This is a genomic window from Moritella viscosa (assembly GCF_900120065.1).
Taxonomy (GTDB): Bacteria; Pseudomonadota; Gammaproteobacteria; order Enterobacterales; family Moritellaceae; genus Moritella; species Moritella viscosa.
This window is the reverse complement of sequence record NZ_FPLG01000047.1, coordinates 19,387-37,342: the sequence shown is the minus strand read 5'-3', so window position 1 is coordinate 37,342 and position 17,956 is coordinate 19,387. Positions and strand designations below refer to the sequence as shown.

General features: G+C 38.9%; 10 protein-coding genes. 5 read left to right on the top strand and 5 right to left on the bottom strand.

Going from position 1 to position 17,956, the window contains the following annotated elements; translation table 11 throughout:
* Nucleotides 1-384: 384 nt before the first annotated feature.
* The 3 genes from BT797_RS24245 to BT797_RS07285 all read left to right on the top strand — a co-directional run bounded on the left by BT797_RS24245 (nt 385) and on the right by BT797_RS07285 (nt 9,545).
* Nucleotides 385-5,784 (top strand): M4 family metallopeptidase, encoded by a 5,400-nt coding sequence (locus tag BT797_RS24245; RefSeq protein ID WP_075471519.1) that lies wholly within the window; start codon nt 385-387, stop codon nt 5,782-5,784.
* Nucleotides 5,785-6,017: 233 nt separating this feature from the next.
* Entirely contained in the window at nt 6,018-7,688 is a 1,671-nt protein-coding gene (locus BT797_RS07290) for an AMP-binding protein (RefSeq protein WP_075471517.1), read from the top strand.
* 219 nt (nt 7,689-7,907) lie between these two features.
* Nucleotides 7,908-9,545, top strand: a complete 1,638-nt coding sequence (locus BT797_RS07285; RefSeq protein ID WP_045110161.1) for an alkaline phosphatase — start codon at nt 7,908-7,910, stop codon at nt 9,543-9,545.
* A 75-nt stretch (nt 9,546-9,620) separates the two neighbouring features.
* Here BT797_RS07285 and BT797_RS07280 read toward each other — a convergent pair whose 3' ends face one another.
* Both BT797_RS07280 and BT797_RS07275 read right to left on the bottom strand, forming a co-directional pair.
* Nucleotides 9,621-10,658: a sensor domain-containing diguanylate cyclase gene (locus BT797_RS07280; protein WP_045110160.1), complete on the bottom strand. Its 1,038-nt coding sequence runs from the start codon at nt 10,656-10,658 to the stop codon at nt 9,621-9,623.
* A gap of 161 nt (nt 10,659-10,819) precedes the next feature.
* Nucleotides 10,820-12,793 carry an ExeM/NucH family extracellular endonuclease gene (locus BT797_RS07275; protein WP_244534147.1) on the bottom strand — a complete coding sequence of 658 codons (1,974 nt, stop codon included), beginning with the start codon at nt 12,791-12,793 and terminating at the stop codon, nt 10,820-10,822.
* Nucleotides 12,794-12,897: 104 nt separating this feature from the next.
* Here BT797_RS07275 and murQ point away from each other — a divergent pair, with 104 nt between their 5' ends.
* Nucleotides 12,898-13,791, top strand: coding sequence for an N-acetylmuramic acid 6-phosphate etherase (gene murQ, locus BT797_RS07270; protein ID WP_045110118.1), 894 nt, complete (start codon nt 12,898-12,900; stop codon nt 13,789-13,791).
* A 60-nt stretch (nt 13,792-13,851) separates the two neighbouring features.
* Here murQ and thpR read toward each other — a convergent pair whose 3' ends face one another.
* Nucleotides 13,852-14,388 carry an RNA 2',3'-cyclic phosphodiesterase gene (thpR, locus tag BT797_RS07265; protein WP_045110117.1) on the bottom strand — a complete coding sequence of 179 codons (537 nt, stop codon included), beginning with the start codon at nt 14,386-14,388 and terminating at the stop codon, nt 13,852-13,854.
* A 203-nt stretch (nt 14,389-14,591) separates the two neighbouring features.
* Between thpR and BT797_RS07260 the strand changes: the two genes are divergently transcribed.
* On the top strand, nt 14,592-14,930 hold the full coding sequence (locus BT797_RS07260) for an FKBP-type peptidyl-prolyl cis-trans isomerase (RefSeq protein ID WP_045110116.1): 339 nt from the start codon (nt 14,592-14,594) through the stop codon (nt 14,928-14,930).
* A 65-nt stretch (nt 14,931-14,995) separates the two neighbouring features.
* Here the strand turns inward: BT797_RS07260 and BT797_RS07255 are convergent, their stop codons facing one another.
* Together BT797_RS07255 and BT797_RS07250 are read right to left on the bottom strand one after the other, a co-directional pair.
* On the bottom strand, nt 14,996-16,186 hold the full coding sequence (locus tag BT797_RS07255) for an iron-containing alcohol dehydrogenase (RefSeq protein ID WP_045110115.1): 1,191 nt from the start codon (nt 16,184-16,186) through the stop codon (nt 14,996-14,998).
* Nucleotides 16,187-16,403: 217 nt separating this feature from the next.
* The gene (locus BT797_RS07250) at nt 16,404-17,876 is read right to left on the bottom strand and encodes an MATE family efflux transporter (protein ID WP_045110114.1); all 1,473 of its coding nucleotides are present in this window, start codon (nt 17,874-17,876) and stop codon (nt 16,404-16,406) included.
* Between the last annotated feature and the right edge of the window lie 80 nt (nt 17,877-17,956).

The window sequence follows — 17,956 nt, the reverse complement described above, 5'->3', positions numbered from 1 at the left end:
GTCTCCAATAAATGATTTTATCTAAGATAATTTTCATACTAATGCCTTATTTCCTCTTTATACACGTCTTACATCTAATTTTGGAAAATACTATCTCGCCATAAAATAAAAGACTAACTACATTAATAAATATAAATGAACAATAATATCAACAACTAAGACCTAGACATAAGAAGTAAATACCCAATCAAACCCAATTTTATAAATGAGATTAAGTTGCAATAATTATGGACTAAGCAATAGAATCAACCCAAAATATAAATTGAATAGTGAAAATTATTATTTTTAATCAGTACCTTAAGTAATATGGAAATTTAAAGTACGCAGCATTATATTCGGACACCAGTCATAACAGAGTGCCGAGTAAATAAGGATATTAGATAAATGCAGCATATCACCAAGATGTACTTACTACTTAGCTTGTCATCAGCTAGCTTTATTGCTCAAGCGGCTGAATCTCATCGGCTCAATTTAAAAGATGCAGAAAGTATCGAAAGTCGCCTTCATTTAGCAAATCAATTTTCTATTCGTGGGCCCCAAAGCAATCCCCACAGCTTTAAACTATTGCCAGAAGTGTCCCCCCAAACGTTTTCAGGCCAAAGCCAAACAAAAAAGACAGACAAAACTCACAACAAGTATCAGCAAAATTACTTAGGCATTCCTGTTTGGAGTCATCAAATAGCCGTGCATCGTGATGCTAAGAGTCGGATTTATGCGCTCAATGGCAAACAATTAAAAAACATTGAATTAGATGCTAATCTTTCGAGCACTGAATTAGCAAACACTAAACCAAGCAAAGAGCTACAAACAACGCTCATCATTAAAGCAAAAAAACAATTTGGTTTAAGTGAAAGCGCCCAAGTATCAAACATTGAAATTACAAATTATATTCACTTAAATGAACAAAAAAACGCAGTACTGGTTTGGTATATCTCATTTAAGCTTGAAGATGATGAAGGTAACATCGCACAACCTATCTTATTAGTTGATACCGATACCAAATTTATTATTGATTCATGGAATAACCTACAACACGCGACGGCAACAGGACCCGGTGGAAACGCTAAAGTAGGTCAATATGAATACGGTACTCATTACACAGCACTAGATGTAACACAAAATGGTAATGATTGTTTACTTGAAAATAAAAACGTCCGTACTGTTGATTTGCAGCACGGTACAACCAACAACGACACCTTTGCTTTTACTTGTTCACGTAATGAATATAAAGAAATAAATGGCGCATACTCTCCGCTTAATGACGCTCATGGATTTGGTAATGCTGTATTTGATATGTACAGAGACTGGTATGGATTAGCACCTTTGACATTCCAATTAGTCATGAAAGTGCATTACAATAATAACTATGCCAATGCTTTTTGGGATGGCTCGAGCATGACATTTGGGGATGGCGATAACAATATTTATCCTTTGGTTTCTCTTGATATTGTCGCCCATGAAGTCAGCCATGGTTTCACAGACCAAAATTCTGACTTGATTTATAATGGTCAGTCTGGCGGTATCAACGAATCATTTTCAGACATGGCAGGTGAAACTGCAGAGTTATTTGTACGTGGCAGTAATGATTGGTTAATAGGTGCAGATATCACCAAAAATGGCGGCGCGTTCCGATTTTTCGAAGACCCTACCCTTGATGGAAAATCTATTGGTCATGCCGAAAATTATTACGAAAATATCGATGTTCACCATAGCAGTGGCGTATTTAACCGTGCCTTTTATATTCTTTCAAACACACCAGGATGGAACATCAAAAAAGCATTCTCGATTATGCTTGATGCAAACCGCTTTTATTGGACTCAATCAACAGATTTTGTCGATGGTGCGTGTGGCGCAATTAACGCGAGCGTAGATAAAGGTTATGACGCTTTTCCCGTTATCAATGCTTTTTCACAAGTCGGTGTTACATGTGACAATCTTCCTTTTAGTGATCAAGATAATGATGGCATGTCTGATTATTGGGAACAATCCTATGGTTTAGATTATACGACGCCAGCTGATGCGGCACAGGATCTCGACCAAGATGGTTTATCAAACTTAGGTGAATACCTTGCAGACACCAATCCAACCATTTCAGACTCTGATAGCGATGGCTTAACAGATTATGAAGAAGTATCAATTTATAGTACAGACCCGAATAATACAGATACAGACAATGACCGACTTCCTGACCAATGGGAAATTAACGTTGGACTCGATCCATTAGATCCTAACGATGCACACTTAGATTCAGATTCCGATGGCGTAACAAATATAAACGAATATTTATTAGGTTCAGATCCTTTCAAATCAAGCTCAACGCCTGAAGTCGTCATAAACTCCCACTTCAATTTCGAAGATGCTACGATACCAAGCCAATTAGTTAATATAGATAACAACTGGGAATTAGTAAGCGGAGGCTCGTCGACAGGCACATATTCAATCGCGAATAAAACCATTGCGCATAGTCAAACTACAGAGCTTCTCTGGATCGCTTTATTTAGTGAAGGCACATTTACCTTTGACTATAAAATAGATAGCGAACTTGGTTTTGACTTCTTTGAACTATATATAGATGATCAACGAGTACTCCAAGCATCTGGAGACGAAGATTGGCAACATTTCAACTACACATTATCTTCAGGTCTGCATACCATTCGTTTCCGCTATAGTAAAGATCCGTTAGTTTCTGCAGGTTTAGATCGTGCTTGGCTAGATAATATAGCATTCTACTCGACTGATCTTGATAGTGATAATGATAATGATGGTATGACAAATTCATGGGAAGCCAGTAATGGCCTTAACCCAAATGATCCAACCGATGCTAATACCGATTTAGACAACGATGGGTTAGATAATTTGACCGAATTTCAACTCGGGACTTTAGCCAACAACGCAGATAGTGATAACGATCAAATACCTGATGGCTGGGAAATATCGTATGGTTTAGACCCACTAAATAATCTTGATGCATCTGATGACTTAGATAATGATGGTTTTTCTAATCTTTCAGAGTTTCAAGCAGGAACTGATCCAAGCGATGCAAATCAGCAGCCGCCATCGATTAAAAATGTTTTATTCGATTTCGAAGACCTGCAATCACCACAAGGTTGGATTAGTGATGTCAATGCCAACGCCAGTTGGAAAGTTAGTAATGATGAAGCAAACAATAGCAACTATTCATTAACGTCTCAAAATATAGAGCATAATCAGAATTCAACTATCATCTGGTTCGGGAATTTTAATGAAGGGGTTTTATCCTATGATTATAAAGTTGAGTCAGAATTAAACTGGGATTTTTTAACCGTTTATCTTGATGACCAAGCTATAACCAATATTTCAGGTGCTCAAGACTGGTCAACACACACTGTCAATATTTCAGCTGGCAATCACACCATTAAATGGGTTTACCGTAAAGATAGTAGTGTATCTACCGATCAAGACAGAGCTTGGATTGACAACGTCAGTTTTAATTCAACCATTCAAGATAGTGACAATGATGGTATGCCTGACCAATGGGAATTAGACAACAGTCTGGATCCAAACGATCCAGCCGATGCGTCACTTGACCCTGATCAGGATGGCCTTACTAATTTAGCTGAATACCAGGTAGATTCTGACATCAACAACAGTGATACGGATGCTGATGGTGTACCAGACAGTGAAGATAGCGCACCTCGCGATAGCAATATAGGTAAAATGCAACCGCCAACGTTTAGCGCTATTGCTGATATCCAAATTGAAGCAGAAGCGACATTAACGGACGTTAGCGCCCTCACCTTACCGCTTAATACTGTCAGTGATAACAGCGGATTACCCGTTCAAATAAATCACAATATAACGGTAAACCTAGCAATTGGTGATCATAACATTACCTGGACTGCAACGGATCACTCAGGCAACACTGCAACAGCAACACAAATATTACGAATTAGAGATACGATTGCACCAGAATTTAATTTATCTCCAGTCTATCAAGTTTCTAGCCAAGGTATATTTACAGATCTAACTCAAGTGTTAAACCTACAAGCAAATGATCTTATAGATGGTGATATTAACGCACAAATAACGACACCTTCTCTACTAAAATCGGGATTACACCTTGTTAACGTTCAGGCTGTAGATCAATCAAACAATATGGCAAGAGCACAAGTTACTGTTGCCATCAATCCACAAATTGAAATACCAGCCCAAATCCAAACAGCAGTCGGCAATCAAGTCATCGTGCCTGTTTACCTCAATGGCCCGGCAGCCCAATATCCTGTGCAAATTGATTACACAGTAACTGGGTTAATAACACCCATACAATCACAATTAGAGATTAACCAAGGTATGTCGGGTGAATTAGTATTTAATATTCCAACAAACCATTCCGGTAATAGTATTACTGTCGGTCTAGACAGTGCTGTAAATGCACACATCACCAGTGGTATTGGTCAAATATCACTAATTAGCGATAATCAAGCACCAAGCCTGAGCGTTAATATTAAGCAAGCCGAACACCCTGTGACTTTAGTACAAAAAAGTCTTGGTTTAGCTTATCTTGATGTGTCGATCAATGATATCAATTTAGCTGACCAGCATACAGTTTCATTCAACTTCCCGAGTGAATTCGGAGCGGCACTCACTCAGAAAAATGGAAACCGTATCGAATTTGATCCAGCGACGATCCCAACGGGTACTTACTCTGTCGATATAACCGTGTCAGAAACGAATACTGCGGCACTGTTATATAATCAGCTAACAGTCCAAATCTTGGTCAAAAATACGCTACCAGCATTAGGACTAGAAGACACAGACCAAGATGGAATTAACGATCAAGATGAAGGTTATGCAGACACCGACGGGGACGGTATTGTTGATTACCTCGACATCAATAATAATGTAACTCAGCTCCCCTTAAGTAGCAGTAACCTCCCCTTATTTGTTAAGGCATCAAGTAAGTTATCGCTTGGCGATATTAACTTACAAAGTAAAGGTGCCGATGCTGAGTTTGCAGATATTCATTTCAGTGATATTCCGATAAATACCAAGTCAATTCATGCTAATGAACGACGATTAGCAAGTGCGTTAATCAATGTGCGAATCAATAAAAAACCGAGTGGTGAATCAGCATTCATTGTTGTCCCAACAGAGCCATTACCTGCCAATTCGTTCTTGTATTTACATACAAAATTATCTGGCTGGTCAATACTCAGCGCTGGCACGTATAACAATGTATCTTCTGCACCATTCAACCTCAACGGTAATTGCCCCGAGATAATGCATGAAAGCTATGTATATGGCTTAAATCAAGGGGATGAATGTATATTAATTCAGATCGAAGACGGTGGTAATTATGATATAGATAAAGCCACAAATAATAGCGTATCTATCACCGCAGCTGTTTATCCCGAAATAGAAAATAACGCACCAAACGTGATGGTATCAGCGCCAAGTACTGCATCGGAACTAACAAATATCATCATTGATGCGTCAAGTTCTAGTGACATTGATAATGATCTACTGACTTACCAATGGACTTTACCAGACAACATCAATATTCAGTTAACCAACATAGCCCCCGGTAAAATAGAGCTATCCTTACCTGAAATCAATAGCGATACCGGTATTGCTATACAGCTAACGGTAAGTGACGGTCACACAGTTGTAATACAAGCTCTTAACTTGATGATTACCAATACTAAGTCAACTCCTGATAACAATTCCTCAGGTGGTACTTCGTCGTACTGGTTCGTCTTAACGTTAGCCTCACTGTTATTCTACCGTAAAAATGTAAACCGATAAAAAATACACCTGAGACCATAGAGCCCTCGTTGATTACGTCAACAGGGCTTCCAAGTGCACACCAGCATTAAAGTACTGTGTATAAAGTCATACTCCAATACTTGTTTTCACTAATTTATGATTTAATTAGTAGATAATAACTTGCATATCCATCTAACAGGGTTATGATCTGCCAACACCCATCATTTTAGAGCAGTAACTCTACTGCACCTCGACCTACAGAGAGTGACAATATGGAAAAAGCTTGGCTAAATCGCTACCCTAGTGATGTACCAGAATTCATCGATGCATCACAATATGACAGTATTTTAGATATCGTAGAACAAAGCTGTAAAAAACACGCGGATTCAATCGCCTTTTTGAACATGGGCGCAACACTTACCTTTCGTCAACTTGAAGAACAAAGTCGCGCTTTTGCTGCTTATCTACAACATGATCTAAAAATGCAGCCTGGTGACCGTTGCGCAATAATGATGCCAAACCTACTGCAGTACCCAATTGCGCTTTTTGGTATTCTTCGAGCCGGACTAATTGCGGTTAACGTTAACCCCCTTTATACACAACGAGAATTACAGCATCAATTAGCGGATTCAGGCACAAAAATGATTGTTGCTATTACCAATTTTGGCGCTAATCTCGAAAAGGTATTACCGCAAACCAGTATCAAGCATGTGATAATGACCAGTGTAGGCGATCAATTACCACAACCAAAACGTACCTTGGTTAACTTCGCTATTAAGTACGTTAAAAAAATGATCCCCAATTTTCATATTTCCAATGCTATTTCAATGCGTAAAGTAATAGCCACCGGACGTAAACGTTCTTATCGCCGCCCCGCATGTAAACCTGAAGATATTGCATATCTGCAATATACAGGTGGTACAACAGGCGTAGCAAAAGGTGCCATGTTAACGCATCGCAATATTGTCGCTAATGTATTGCAAGTTTTTGGTCAATTCTCTCCGCGTACACTTTTGTCTAATGATCATGTAGTTACTCCCCTACCGCTTTACCATATCTTTGCTAATTCAGTAAGTCTGATGTTTATAATGATGATTGGGGGGCGTAATTTATTAATTACGAATCCTCGAGATATGGACAGTTTTGTCAAAGAACTAAAAGATTATCCTTTTACTACCTTTTTCGGTTTGAATACTCTGTTCAACGCAATGTTAAAGAACGAAAAGTTCCGCGCATTAGATTTCAGCAGCTGTCGTTTTACCATCGCGGGAGGCATGTCAACCCAAGAAGATGTTGCAAAAGAATGGCAAAAAGTAACAGGGATGCCAATCATCGAAGGTTACGGCCTAACAGAATGTTCGCCTGTTGTGTGCAGTGGTATACATACTCAACAAGAATATACAGCGGGTATTGGCGTCCCATTACCATCAACAGAAATGCGTGTCGTGAATGATGATAAGCAGCCACTGGGAGTCGATGAAGTTGGCGAACTGCAAGTTCGAGGGCCTCAAGTTATGGCTGGATATTGGAAGCAGGAAGAAGCAACATCTCAATCAATTGATAGTGACGGTTGGTTTTCGACTGGCGATATAGCACGTATGGATAAAGACGGTGCTTTTTTTATTGTAGATCGTAAAAAAGACATGATTTTGGTTTCTGGCTTCAATGTTTACCCTGCTGAAATTGAAGAAGTACTTCGATTACATCCTGATATTGAAGAAGCGGCTGCAGTTGGCATCCCTCACCAAATCACTGGCGAGCAGATTAAAGTATTTATATGCAGTACCAATAAAACACTGACGAGCAAAGACATACAAACATTCTGCCGCCGTTATTTAACCGCTTATAAAATACCACGTAAGATTGAGTTTCGCGATACACTACCAAAAAGTGCCGTAGGTAAAATACTTAAGCGCGAGCTTATCACGGTATTAAAAGATTAATTAAGGCATAAAATACAACAAGGTATACTCATATTTAAACATCTTGTTGTATTTTATAATTTAATTGTCACAGATAAACCAACTCGAAAAACTTAACTTAGTTACTAAACACAACAAAACTATTTTATATATAATTAATAAATTCATATAAATGTCACATATGTCTTATACCCTAGCTGCAATAAAAACAACTAGATTAACCATTTACAGGGATTTATGATGATTAAAAATAGTGTATTAATACTTGCGATTTCGAGCGTGTTTCTTAGTGCTTGCAACAACTCTCCAACTTCTACCGTAAGTACTCCAGAGCCAACCAAAGTTAAAAATTTAATCTTGATGATTGGTGATGGTATGGGACCTCAACAGGTGGGTCTATTAGAAGAATACGCACAGCGTGCCCCACTTTCTATTTATAACGATAAAGGCAATAAAACCGCATTATCAACATTCGCAGATGCGGGCCAAATGGGTTTATCGTTAAACGCCCCTTATGGGAATAATGGTAGCCTTGTTGTTGATTCAGCGTGTTCAGCAACTCAACTCGCGACAGGCCTTGCAGCCGGATCTGAAATGATCGGTCTAGATAGGCAAGGAAATGTGGTTGAGACAATCTTAGAAAAAGCCAAAGCACAGGGTAAAGCAACAGGTCTAGTATCAGACACCCGTATTACCCATGCAACACCCGCTGCATTCGCAGCCCATCAGCCACACCGTTCGTATGAAGCTAAGATCGCAGAACAGCTAATCGAATCAGGCAGTGTCGATGTAATGTTATCAGGCGGTACACGAGTATTCCTACCCGCTGACATTAAAACTAACCAAGCTAGCCGTGATCAAATGGCCGCTTTAGGTATACCTAACAGCCTTTACAAAAAATCAAAACGTAAAGACCAACGTAATTTATTATTAGAAGCCAAAGAACAATACGGCTACAATCTTTCGTTCAATAAAGACCAACTCACTGCAGCTGAAGGCACTAAACTGCTCGGGTTATTTGCCAACTCAGGTATGGCAGACGGTATTGCTTATACCGCATGTAAACAAGACAACAGCTGTACGCAGCCATCATTACGTGACATGACCATTAAAGCCTTAGATATATTATCTAAAGATGAAGATGGTTTCTTCCTTATGATTGAAGGTGGACAAATAGACTGGGCTGGTCATGTTAATGATGCAGGTTGGATGCTACATGAATTAATAAAATTTGATGAAGCAGTAGCCGCGGTTTATGACTGGGTAAAAGATCGCAACGATTCGCTCGTTATTGTCACTGCAGATCATGAAACAGGTAGCTTTGGATTCAGCTATTCACGTAATGACTTACCAGAAGCACAGCACTTAACCGGTAATGGGATGCAAGGTAAAGAATACAAACCCAACTTCAACTTTGGTGAACTTTCACAACTTGATAAGCTGTATGCTCAAAGCGGTACTTTCTATGCGATGATGGATAAAGTCAGTGCTGATTGGGATTTCAAAAATACCACAGGACAACAATGGGCTGATGCGATCAACAGCTACAGCGTATTCAAAGTAACAGCCGAGCAAGCCGCGCCCGTTGCTCTACGTGAAAAAAATGAATATCACGTGGCAGGCCATAAATACCTAAGTGCGAAGGAGTTCCCGAAAGTTAATGACTTTAAAGAATTCTACGTATACGGTGATGAACTTCATGCTAATTTAATTGGTCGTGTATTAGGGACTGCGCAAAATGTGGTTTGGGGAACAGGCACACATACAGCCTCTCCAGTACCTGTCTATGCATTTGGACCTGAGAGTATTACCAAACAGTTTTCGACCATGCAACATCATGTTGAATTAAGTCAGAAAATGGCTGACGCATTACTATAAGAAAACACCTAACGGTAATACAGAACCAAGGTAAGTAATAAACCAAGCTCGTTTAAGGTTCGCTTTCATCGCACCTTAAACGAGCTTGGCTAATATCTGGTTTTTTCCTGAGTTCTTCACTTTGTACAACAATTTATCTGCCATTTCATACAAGGTTAACATATCTTTATCAGTGTATTTAATCGTCACCATACCTAGTGATATTGTTACACATGAATAGCCATTATTCTCCTTATGCGGGATCCCCAAGCCCTGCACTGCTAAACGAATATCGTTCACAAATTGCGATGCTGCTATTTCATCATCGGCATAAAATAACAGCCCAAATTCTTCACCACCTAAACGAAATATATAATCGTCAGTGCGTAATAACTTATTCTGTAGCAAATTAGAAATTATAACCAAAGCATTATCACCGGCTACATGCCCATAGCTATCATTGAATTTTTTAAAATTATCTATATCGATAATAGCGAAATTTAATAAACGATGATGGCGTCTAGCCACGCGTAAGTTCTCTGGAAATACATCGTTGAATTTACGACGGTTATACAACCCAGTCAATGGGTCTGTCAGTGAACACATTTCTAAACGACGGTTATTTTCTCGTAGCTCCCGCTTTTGCTTCTTCAGTTCAGTAACATCAAGCATTATGCCAACAACCCCAATAACCTGCTTGTACTTATCAAGCACAGATGCTTTATAAAAGATAAATATGCGGATAGAACCATCAGCACATTTAACAGAGGTTTCGTAAACTTGCGTACCAGGTTTTTTTAGTAACAATAAATCTTTAGCATGGTAAATTTCAGCTAATTCATTAGGTATATAATCGCTCAAATCGAATAACGATTTATTAATGATTTTATCTTTATCGATCCCTAATATCACCTGCGAAAAAGCATCATTACACTGTTGATATACGCCATCGATATTTTTATAAAAAAACGGGCAGGGGATAGTATCTACTAAGGTCTGTAATAGCTTCGTCGATCTTAACAATTCATTTGTTATTTGGTCAGTAAGATCAAGTTGTTTTTGTAGATTTTCAGATTTACTTTCTAGCTTTACAACTTGTGCTTCTAATTCTTGGTAAGTTAACTTTTTGTTCATTGCACACCAAATAATAAGTAATATAAAGTAATAATCGAAAACGATATATCCATAGTTTCAGAAGCTAACCACGCACAACACACCTCCATATGGGTACTCAATTATACAGTGATATTTTATTAATTGGGTATGTCTATGCTGCATTATTCAAATAAATTATATTACTCTAACTCAATAAACAAAGGGTCATGATCTGATGAAAATGCAATATCATTTAAAAAACCTTTATCCTTATTTAATAATCGGCTTTCAGCTGCATTAATATGCCATACTTTTTTAACTACCACATCGGATAAAAGGTCAGAACTAACCAGTATGTAATCTAAACGACCTAATGCCTGAAACGAGTAAGTCCAGCTATCTGTATTTTCATATACAAATGGATCATGATAACCAAAACCATAATCCAGTTTAAGATCAATTAATTGCTGATCAAGATAACTATGTGCACTACCCTTTATTTTATAATAAGCATAACGATCTTGTTTATAATCAGTTAGCACTAACAGCGGATCCTCTTTGGGGTAACTATTCAAGTCACCCAATATAATCTTATCTCCACCTTGCAGAGCCAGTGACCGTGCCAACACACTCGCCGCTAACGATCGAAACATAGCACAATGCCCCTGCCTATCTTGTTTTAATTTTAGTTTGGTTCTTTGCCATTTTTCTAGTGCAGCTCTATCCTTACTACTGTTTTTTAACCGCTTGAGCATTGCTGAGCGTTGCTTGTCTGCTGCACATTTAGAGCCTTTAGATTTAAAATGGTTAACACTAATAGTGAGTTGTTCATTTTCTTTCTTATGGCCTCTTTCTCTCATAAATGTAGGCGTTAACGCTGGCCGATGATAAGCATTACCCAAAATACTACGCTGTATAGGCAGATCAATTACGCGGGTCACGACATGCTTAAGCTTAGATGGTCGATAGAAACCAGCAACAGTAATTGCTCCCGAACCTAAGTAACGTCCTCGATATAAATCTGACTTGTCAGGTTGTAGCATTTTATAATGTTTATCTGGATCCTTTATTTGACGATTGACTAAGCTTAATAACCGTTGAACCGCTGAATTTTCACCAAAACCATTGTTTTCCACTTCCATCAAACCAATAAAGTCAGCATCAAGTGTGACTATTGTTTTAACCAATTTAGTTTCTTGTCGGTATAACGCTAATAATGTTGCAGCCCCCCTATTATGCCTTAATGGATTATTAGCCCCACCAGCTATGCTATTAAAATAATTAAGTAAATTGAAACTAGCAATACGCAAATGCTGCGTCGTCCGCGGGGGTAATGTTTCACGGTCACTTAAATGCGTGAACTGTATTTTAGAAACCCGATCAGCCGTGACTAATCTAAATTCGCCATAACTAAACTGTAAAATACCCACAACGCCTGCCACCTTATCATTCACACGTATATAATCAGATTGGATATACGCAGGACGACCAGATAGCTGTAAGTATAAGCGGCGTTGTTTGTTATTCAGGGCATGTTGGTCAGCAAGAATACTGCCTGGAAAAGCAGTCGTATTAGGGTGGATATTTATCTGCTGATGACTAAGAATGATATTATAACGTTGCCAACGTCGATCATAGTATAAAGGTTTAGTCACGCGCATATCCGTCATATTGACCAAACGTACACGCATCCCCTCATAACGTTCAAGTGTTTCGCTAAAATTAGCGTCAACGGCTGCAACGATGATATTGGTAGGTGCAACCCCTTTAGCATCACCGAGTACGATAACATCTGCAGTGAGGTGTAATTGCGTCATACCGTAATACTCTTCAACAAAACCTGTCACGCATACACTTGTATCAGGCTTAATATTCTTCATGTCAGCGGTACGGACAAAAATTCCTTTTGACGCGAGGCTCAACATTGATTTATCTATTTGTTGCATGAAAAAGCCCGCATTCCGCCCCTCTTTCAACTTGGTAACAACCCCCTTAACAGTAAAGAATGAATCACTACGAAATCGTTTATTTCCCTTTTTTATCACATAAGGAGAACGAGCCCCCTCCCCTTGTAATTGACTAATCGAGCTATTCTCATCGATACAATTTATATTGTTTTTATTCGAAGATTCGTTTGCATACGCATCATTAAACAACAATATTATACTAACCATGTATGTCAATAAACGTCCTAGCATTCTATACATTTCTGTTTTAAACTCATGCTTATCAATCCTTTCACTAGACCCCGCGTCTGTGTTGTATGAGTGTAGTTATTATGGATATAAAATCGCTTACTTCAGAACAAAAAAATTTAGCAAGTGCTAACCTAGATCAACTTTCAACATTAGAACTTGTTAAGTTATTCAACAGTGAAGACGAAAAAGTCACTCAAGCTATCAAACTTGAATTGCCCCTTATTGCAGCTTCAATTGATATGATTGCACATGCATTTCAACAAAATGGACGATTGATTTATATTGGCGCCGGTACATCAGGCCGTTTAGGTGTATTAGATGCATCGGAATGCCCACCAACATTCGGTGTAGGTAGTCAGCAAGTACAAGGTATTATTGCCGGTGGCGAAGCGGCTATGTTTAACGCACAAGAAGGGGCTGAAGATGATTTATATGCTGCGCAAGTTGATTTAAACCAGATCCAATTAACACCACACGATATTGTTGTTGGCATCGCCGCATCAGGTCGAACCCCCTATGTGATTGGCGGTTTAAATTTTGCCAATAAACTCGGCTGCGACACAATTGCAATAAGTTGTAATAATGACTCACCAATAGCTGCCATCGCTAAAATTGCAATTACGCCTGTTGTGGGCCCTGAAGTACTAACAGGTTCAAGTCGAATGAAAGCCGGTACAGCCCAAAAGTTAGTACTTAACATGTTAAGTACTGGCGCGATGGTAAGAACTGGTAAAGTTTATCAAAACCTGATGGTAGACGTAAAAACCTCAAATAAAAAGCTAATTACACGCAGCGAGAACATCATCATGGATGTCACCGGTGTTGAACGCGAACGCGCACAAGCATTATTATTACAAGCGAACCAACATGTAAAATCGGCTATTTTAATGGAACTAAACGGTATTGATTATGATACTGCCACACAACAGTTAGCAGATAACCATGGTTTCTTACGTCAAGCATTAGCAATATAATTAATGCTCAGCCGTCATTGACTCTTATCAAACGTAAAGATAATGAGGAAAGTTCAGTCGTCATGCGTTGGGTTTAGTAAATATATACTCCCTGCGTTTGATGTATGATGGTGTTGGTACACGTGCGGAACAATACAATATAAACCCAGTAACAGATAACTCAGTTGATACACAGCCCCCCTGCGCCAATAGTGAATCAATCAATGTATCACTCGATCTATTTATACGAGCCAACGTAATATGTGGTACATATTTACGCTCTTCTGCTTTTACCCCACGATGGAGTAATACCATTGAAATAAGCTGATGCAATTCACTAAGTTCTTTATTTGGTTTTACATTTAAAACAAAAATGGCTTTAGCTCCGTGAGCGTTGAAAAATTGGCAACCCGCAACAGCTAACTTAAATGGCACCACATTTATTGATATCAATTCAAGTTCAATCGCACACGCTTCTGCTTCGGTGACGTTACCGATAAATCTAAGTGTGACATGCTTTGAGACCCGAGCTGGAAGCTGGTTCGCTTCTGGAAAGCATCTATTCAATTCATCACCAACACTGTTCGAGACTTCTATGGCAGTAAATAATCTTGGCATATTCCCCCCATTGAGCGGATAGCGTTATCATTAGATCGAGATTAATAAAAATCTTACCTACTAATTATAACTTACGGTCTGTTTTTCATCATATCCGCTCATTTTATAAATACACTCAAAAGCATTTAATGATAATATCTCCTTCATTCCTGCATCATTGACCCCAGATTAACCGCTCGATGAACTTTAATGAGATTAACTATATGACAGAACTACAGATAACAGACATCCAAATTGGTGAAGGCAGAGAAGCCGTTAAAGGTGCTTTGATCACTACGCAATACCGTGGTTTTTTAAATGACGGTACACAATTCGACTCTTCTTACGATCGTGGTAAACCATTCCAATGTGTGATTGGTACAGGTCGTGTTATTAAAGGTTGGGATCAAGGTATTATGGGGATGAAGGTTGGCGGAAAACGTAAACTATTCGTCCCTTCAGAGCTGGCTTACGGGGAACGTAAGATGGGCTCAGTAATCCCCGCTCATTCAGATCTAAGTTTTGAAATTGAGTTGTTAGAAGTACTAACTCGCGACGATTAGCGCATAACAGACATTCATAACAACCAACACTGTGTTATGAATGTCATATGACAATGATATAAGCGCTATACGGGTAGCAGCTTTTTCAGTAAGTTTTCACATTGCGCTCTATTCATCAATTTCGGCACAGGGTAATCACAGTATGCCTCTCTCACTGCACGCTTAGCAAGTTCAGGGATATCATTGGCTTTCAGTTCTGGAAAATTGGTTTGGATATTCAATGTTTTATTCAACGCTTTAACACCGGCAACAAATTTATGTGCAGCTTCAATCTGAGTATCATCGCTCGTCGCAAGTCCTGCAGCAATAGCCAATTCGGCATAACGACATAATGCATTTTCAAATGAGAATTCAAGTACATGAGCTAAGATTACTGCATTCCCAAGACCATGAGGAATATGGTAATACCCCCCCATTTGATGCGCAATCGCATGCACATAACCTATCGATGCTCGGGTAAAGGCCACACCAGCATTAAAGCTAGCAATAGACATTTGACGCCTGGCTTCTACATCGCTGCCATCTGCATATGCTTTTGGTAAGTTAGCGAAAATACGTTTTACCGCATCGTAACCATAAGCTTTAGTTTGTTCTGTCGCATGATAACCAATGTAAGATTCAATCGCATGTGTTAACGCATCAATACCTGTTTCAGCGGTGATTTTAGCTGGAAGCCCTAGCATCAATAACGGATCAATAATGGCAATAGCTGGTACCAAGCATGGGTCTACAATCGTAAACTTTTGTTTTTTATCCGGATCAGTAACCACAGCAACAACCGTCGCTTCAGATCCTGTACCAGCCGTAGTTGGAATCGCGATAAATGGCGGTAAAGCTTTACGCACACGTAATAAACCAACCAATTTTTTCGCATCGACATTCTTAACGGCCGCAGCAGCAATGCCTTTAGCACAATCCATCGGTGAACCACCACCTAAAGCAATCACGCTATCACAACCGTTTTGTTTATAATGCTGCAGACCATTAGCAATTAATTGTAATGTAGGATCAGGGGTTACTTCATCAAACAAGACATAGTCAATATTTGCAGCATCTAACGCATCTGTTAACTGCTTTGCAATACCAAGCTTAACAAGCATCGCATCGGTGACAATCAAAGGTTTAACACCACCGAGCTCTTTCAATGCGCCCCCTGTTTGTACAACAGAGCCCCCACCTTCAATCAGTTTAGGAAGCGGGATTGGTATTAACTTATTTACTTGTCCGCGTATTTTTATAATGGTTTGATGTAGCATACGTCTCCATTTAAATTTTTATTTACATACATAAAACAAGTATTACTTATTACCCAAGCCTAGTGTTGCTAGTCTCAAAATAACCCGATTAAGAACTTGTTTCTCTTTCGAAAGCATTATTATCGAGTTTACATCACTTTGTTAAAATTAAAGTACTAATTTAGTTTTGACTTTATGATTAGCTATTCTTATTCACTTACAGGTTAAGAGTTAACATTTATTTTTCATCTAATAGTAAGTTACAACCTTTACTATCACACTCTTCGCTGTACATACCAAATTGTGAACATTCAGAAGACAGCGCATTGACCGTGGATGTTGTCTCAACCTCTGCTAACTTGTTTGCCAGTTCACTATTATGATGCGTCTTACATTCTTTTTGTTTGATTAACTTAAATGCTAGCATGATAGAAGCAATACCAAAGAAAACAGACCCTAACGCCTGGCCAATTAATATCCCCTTAACACCCGCTATATCTGCACCAATAAGTACAAATGGGATCGTGCCCAATGTTGCTTTTCCCATATTAAACCAAGTCGAATATTTAGGTTTACCTAAGTTATTAAAACTTGCATTAGCAATAAACATCATGCCGTTAAAAACAAACGTCAGTGCTAATAAACGACAGAACAAAGTAACCACTTCAACCGCATCACCAGTCAGATTAAAGCCTCTGATCAAGTAATCTTCGAGCAAATACAAGATGAAAGAAACAACAAACACATAACCAGCGCAAAACCATAACGCATCCTTTAAACTTTTACGTACACGTGGTATTAATTTAGCTCCGTAGTTCTGTCCTAAAATCGGGCCAATAGCCCCGGATAATGCGAAGATCATACCAAATGCAACAGGTAGAATACGGTTAATAGTTGCATAACCCGCCATAAAGCTATCTCCAAATTCCGCGATACTACGCGTAACAAACGCATTACCGATTGGCGTTGCAATGTTCGTTAGCATTGCTGGTAGCGCGATGGCCATAATAAAGGGTAGTTGGGCTTTAAAACGGTTGATATGCCAACGACCTAATAGCTTATGTTTTGAATAAACCCCATAAAATGACAGGGCAAATACAGCGCAACGAGACAGCACACTCGCGATAGCCGCACCTTCAATCCCCATACCTAGCGTAAAAATAAAAATAGGATCTAATATCGCATTAACTAAACCACCACCAATCGTAGATAGCATAGATAATTTACCATCACCGACTGCACGTAAACTCGCACCGAGTGACATAGCGATTGACATTAGCGGCATCGAAGGAACTAAGATTTGTAAATACATGGTCCCCAAGCGTAACGTCTCACCTTTTGCACCCAGTAGACTCAACAATATTTCAATATTAAACCAAGTTAATAGCATAATGATCAGCGATACAAAAATGGTAACTATGCTGATATTCGTTACATAAGACTCTGCACTTTTACGTTTCCCCTGCCCCAACGCTTTAGACACTAATGCTCCCATAGCAATAGACAGACCAATCGATATTGAAGTAGTAAAGAAAGCCACTGTTCCCGCATAACCAACCGCCGCAGCTAAATGCTGTTCGCCAAGTAAACTGAGATAAAACAGATCAAGTAAATCAACGAGGAAAAGACAAGTTAAGCCAATAGCACCTGTAGAGCTCATATAAATAATATGAGACAGAGTAGAGCCTTGTGTGAATTTAGCGGTGGTCATAAGAAATCAGAATAATCAATGAGGGAATATAGTTACTATTAGTAACACTGTGGTTTAAATATCGCAATGCAGAAAGTAAA

Coding starts and splice junctions, on each gene's coding strand:
- BT797_RS24245 (WP_075471519.1), top strand. CDS start 385: ATGCAGCATATCACCAAGATGTACTTACTACTTAGCTTGTCATCAGCT.
- BT797_RS07290 (WP_075471517.1), top strand. CDS start 6,018: ATGGAAAAAGCTTGGCTAAATCGCTACCCTAGTGATGTACCAGAATTC.
- BT797_RS07285 (WP_045110161.1), top strand. CDS start 7,908: ATGATTAAAAATAGTGTATTAATACTTGCGATTTCGAGCGTGTTTCTT.
- BT797_RS07280 (WP_045110160.1), bottom strand. CDS start 10,658: ATGAACAAAAAGTTAACTTACCAAGAATTAGAAGCACAAGTTGTAAAG.
- BT797_RS07275 (WP_244534147.1), bottom strand. CDS start 12,793: ATGGTTAGTATAATATTGTTGTTTAATGATGCGTATGCAAACGAATCT.
- murQ (WP_045110118.1), top strand. CDS start 12,898: ATGGATATAAAATCGCTTACTTCAGAACAAAAAAATTTAGCAAGTGCT.
- thpR (WP_045110117.1), bottom strand. CDS start 14,388: ATGCCAAGATTATTTACTGCCATAGAAGTCTCGAACAGTGTTGGTGAT.
- BT797_RS07260 (WP_045110116.1), top strand. CDS start 14,592: ATGACAGAACTACAGATAACAGACATCCAAATTGGTGAAGGCAGAGAA.
- BT797_RS07255 (WP_045110115.1), bottom strand. CDS start 16,186: ATGCTACATCAAACCATTATAAAAATACGCGGACAAGTAAATAAGTTA.
- BT797_RS07250 (WP_045110114.1), bottom strand. CDS start 17,876: ATGACCACCGCTAAATTCACACAAGGCTCTACTCTGTCTCATATTATT.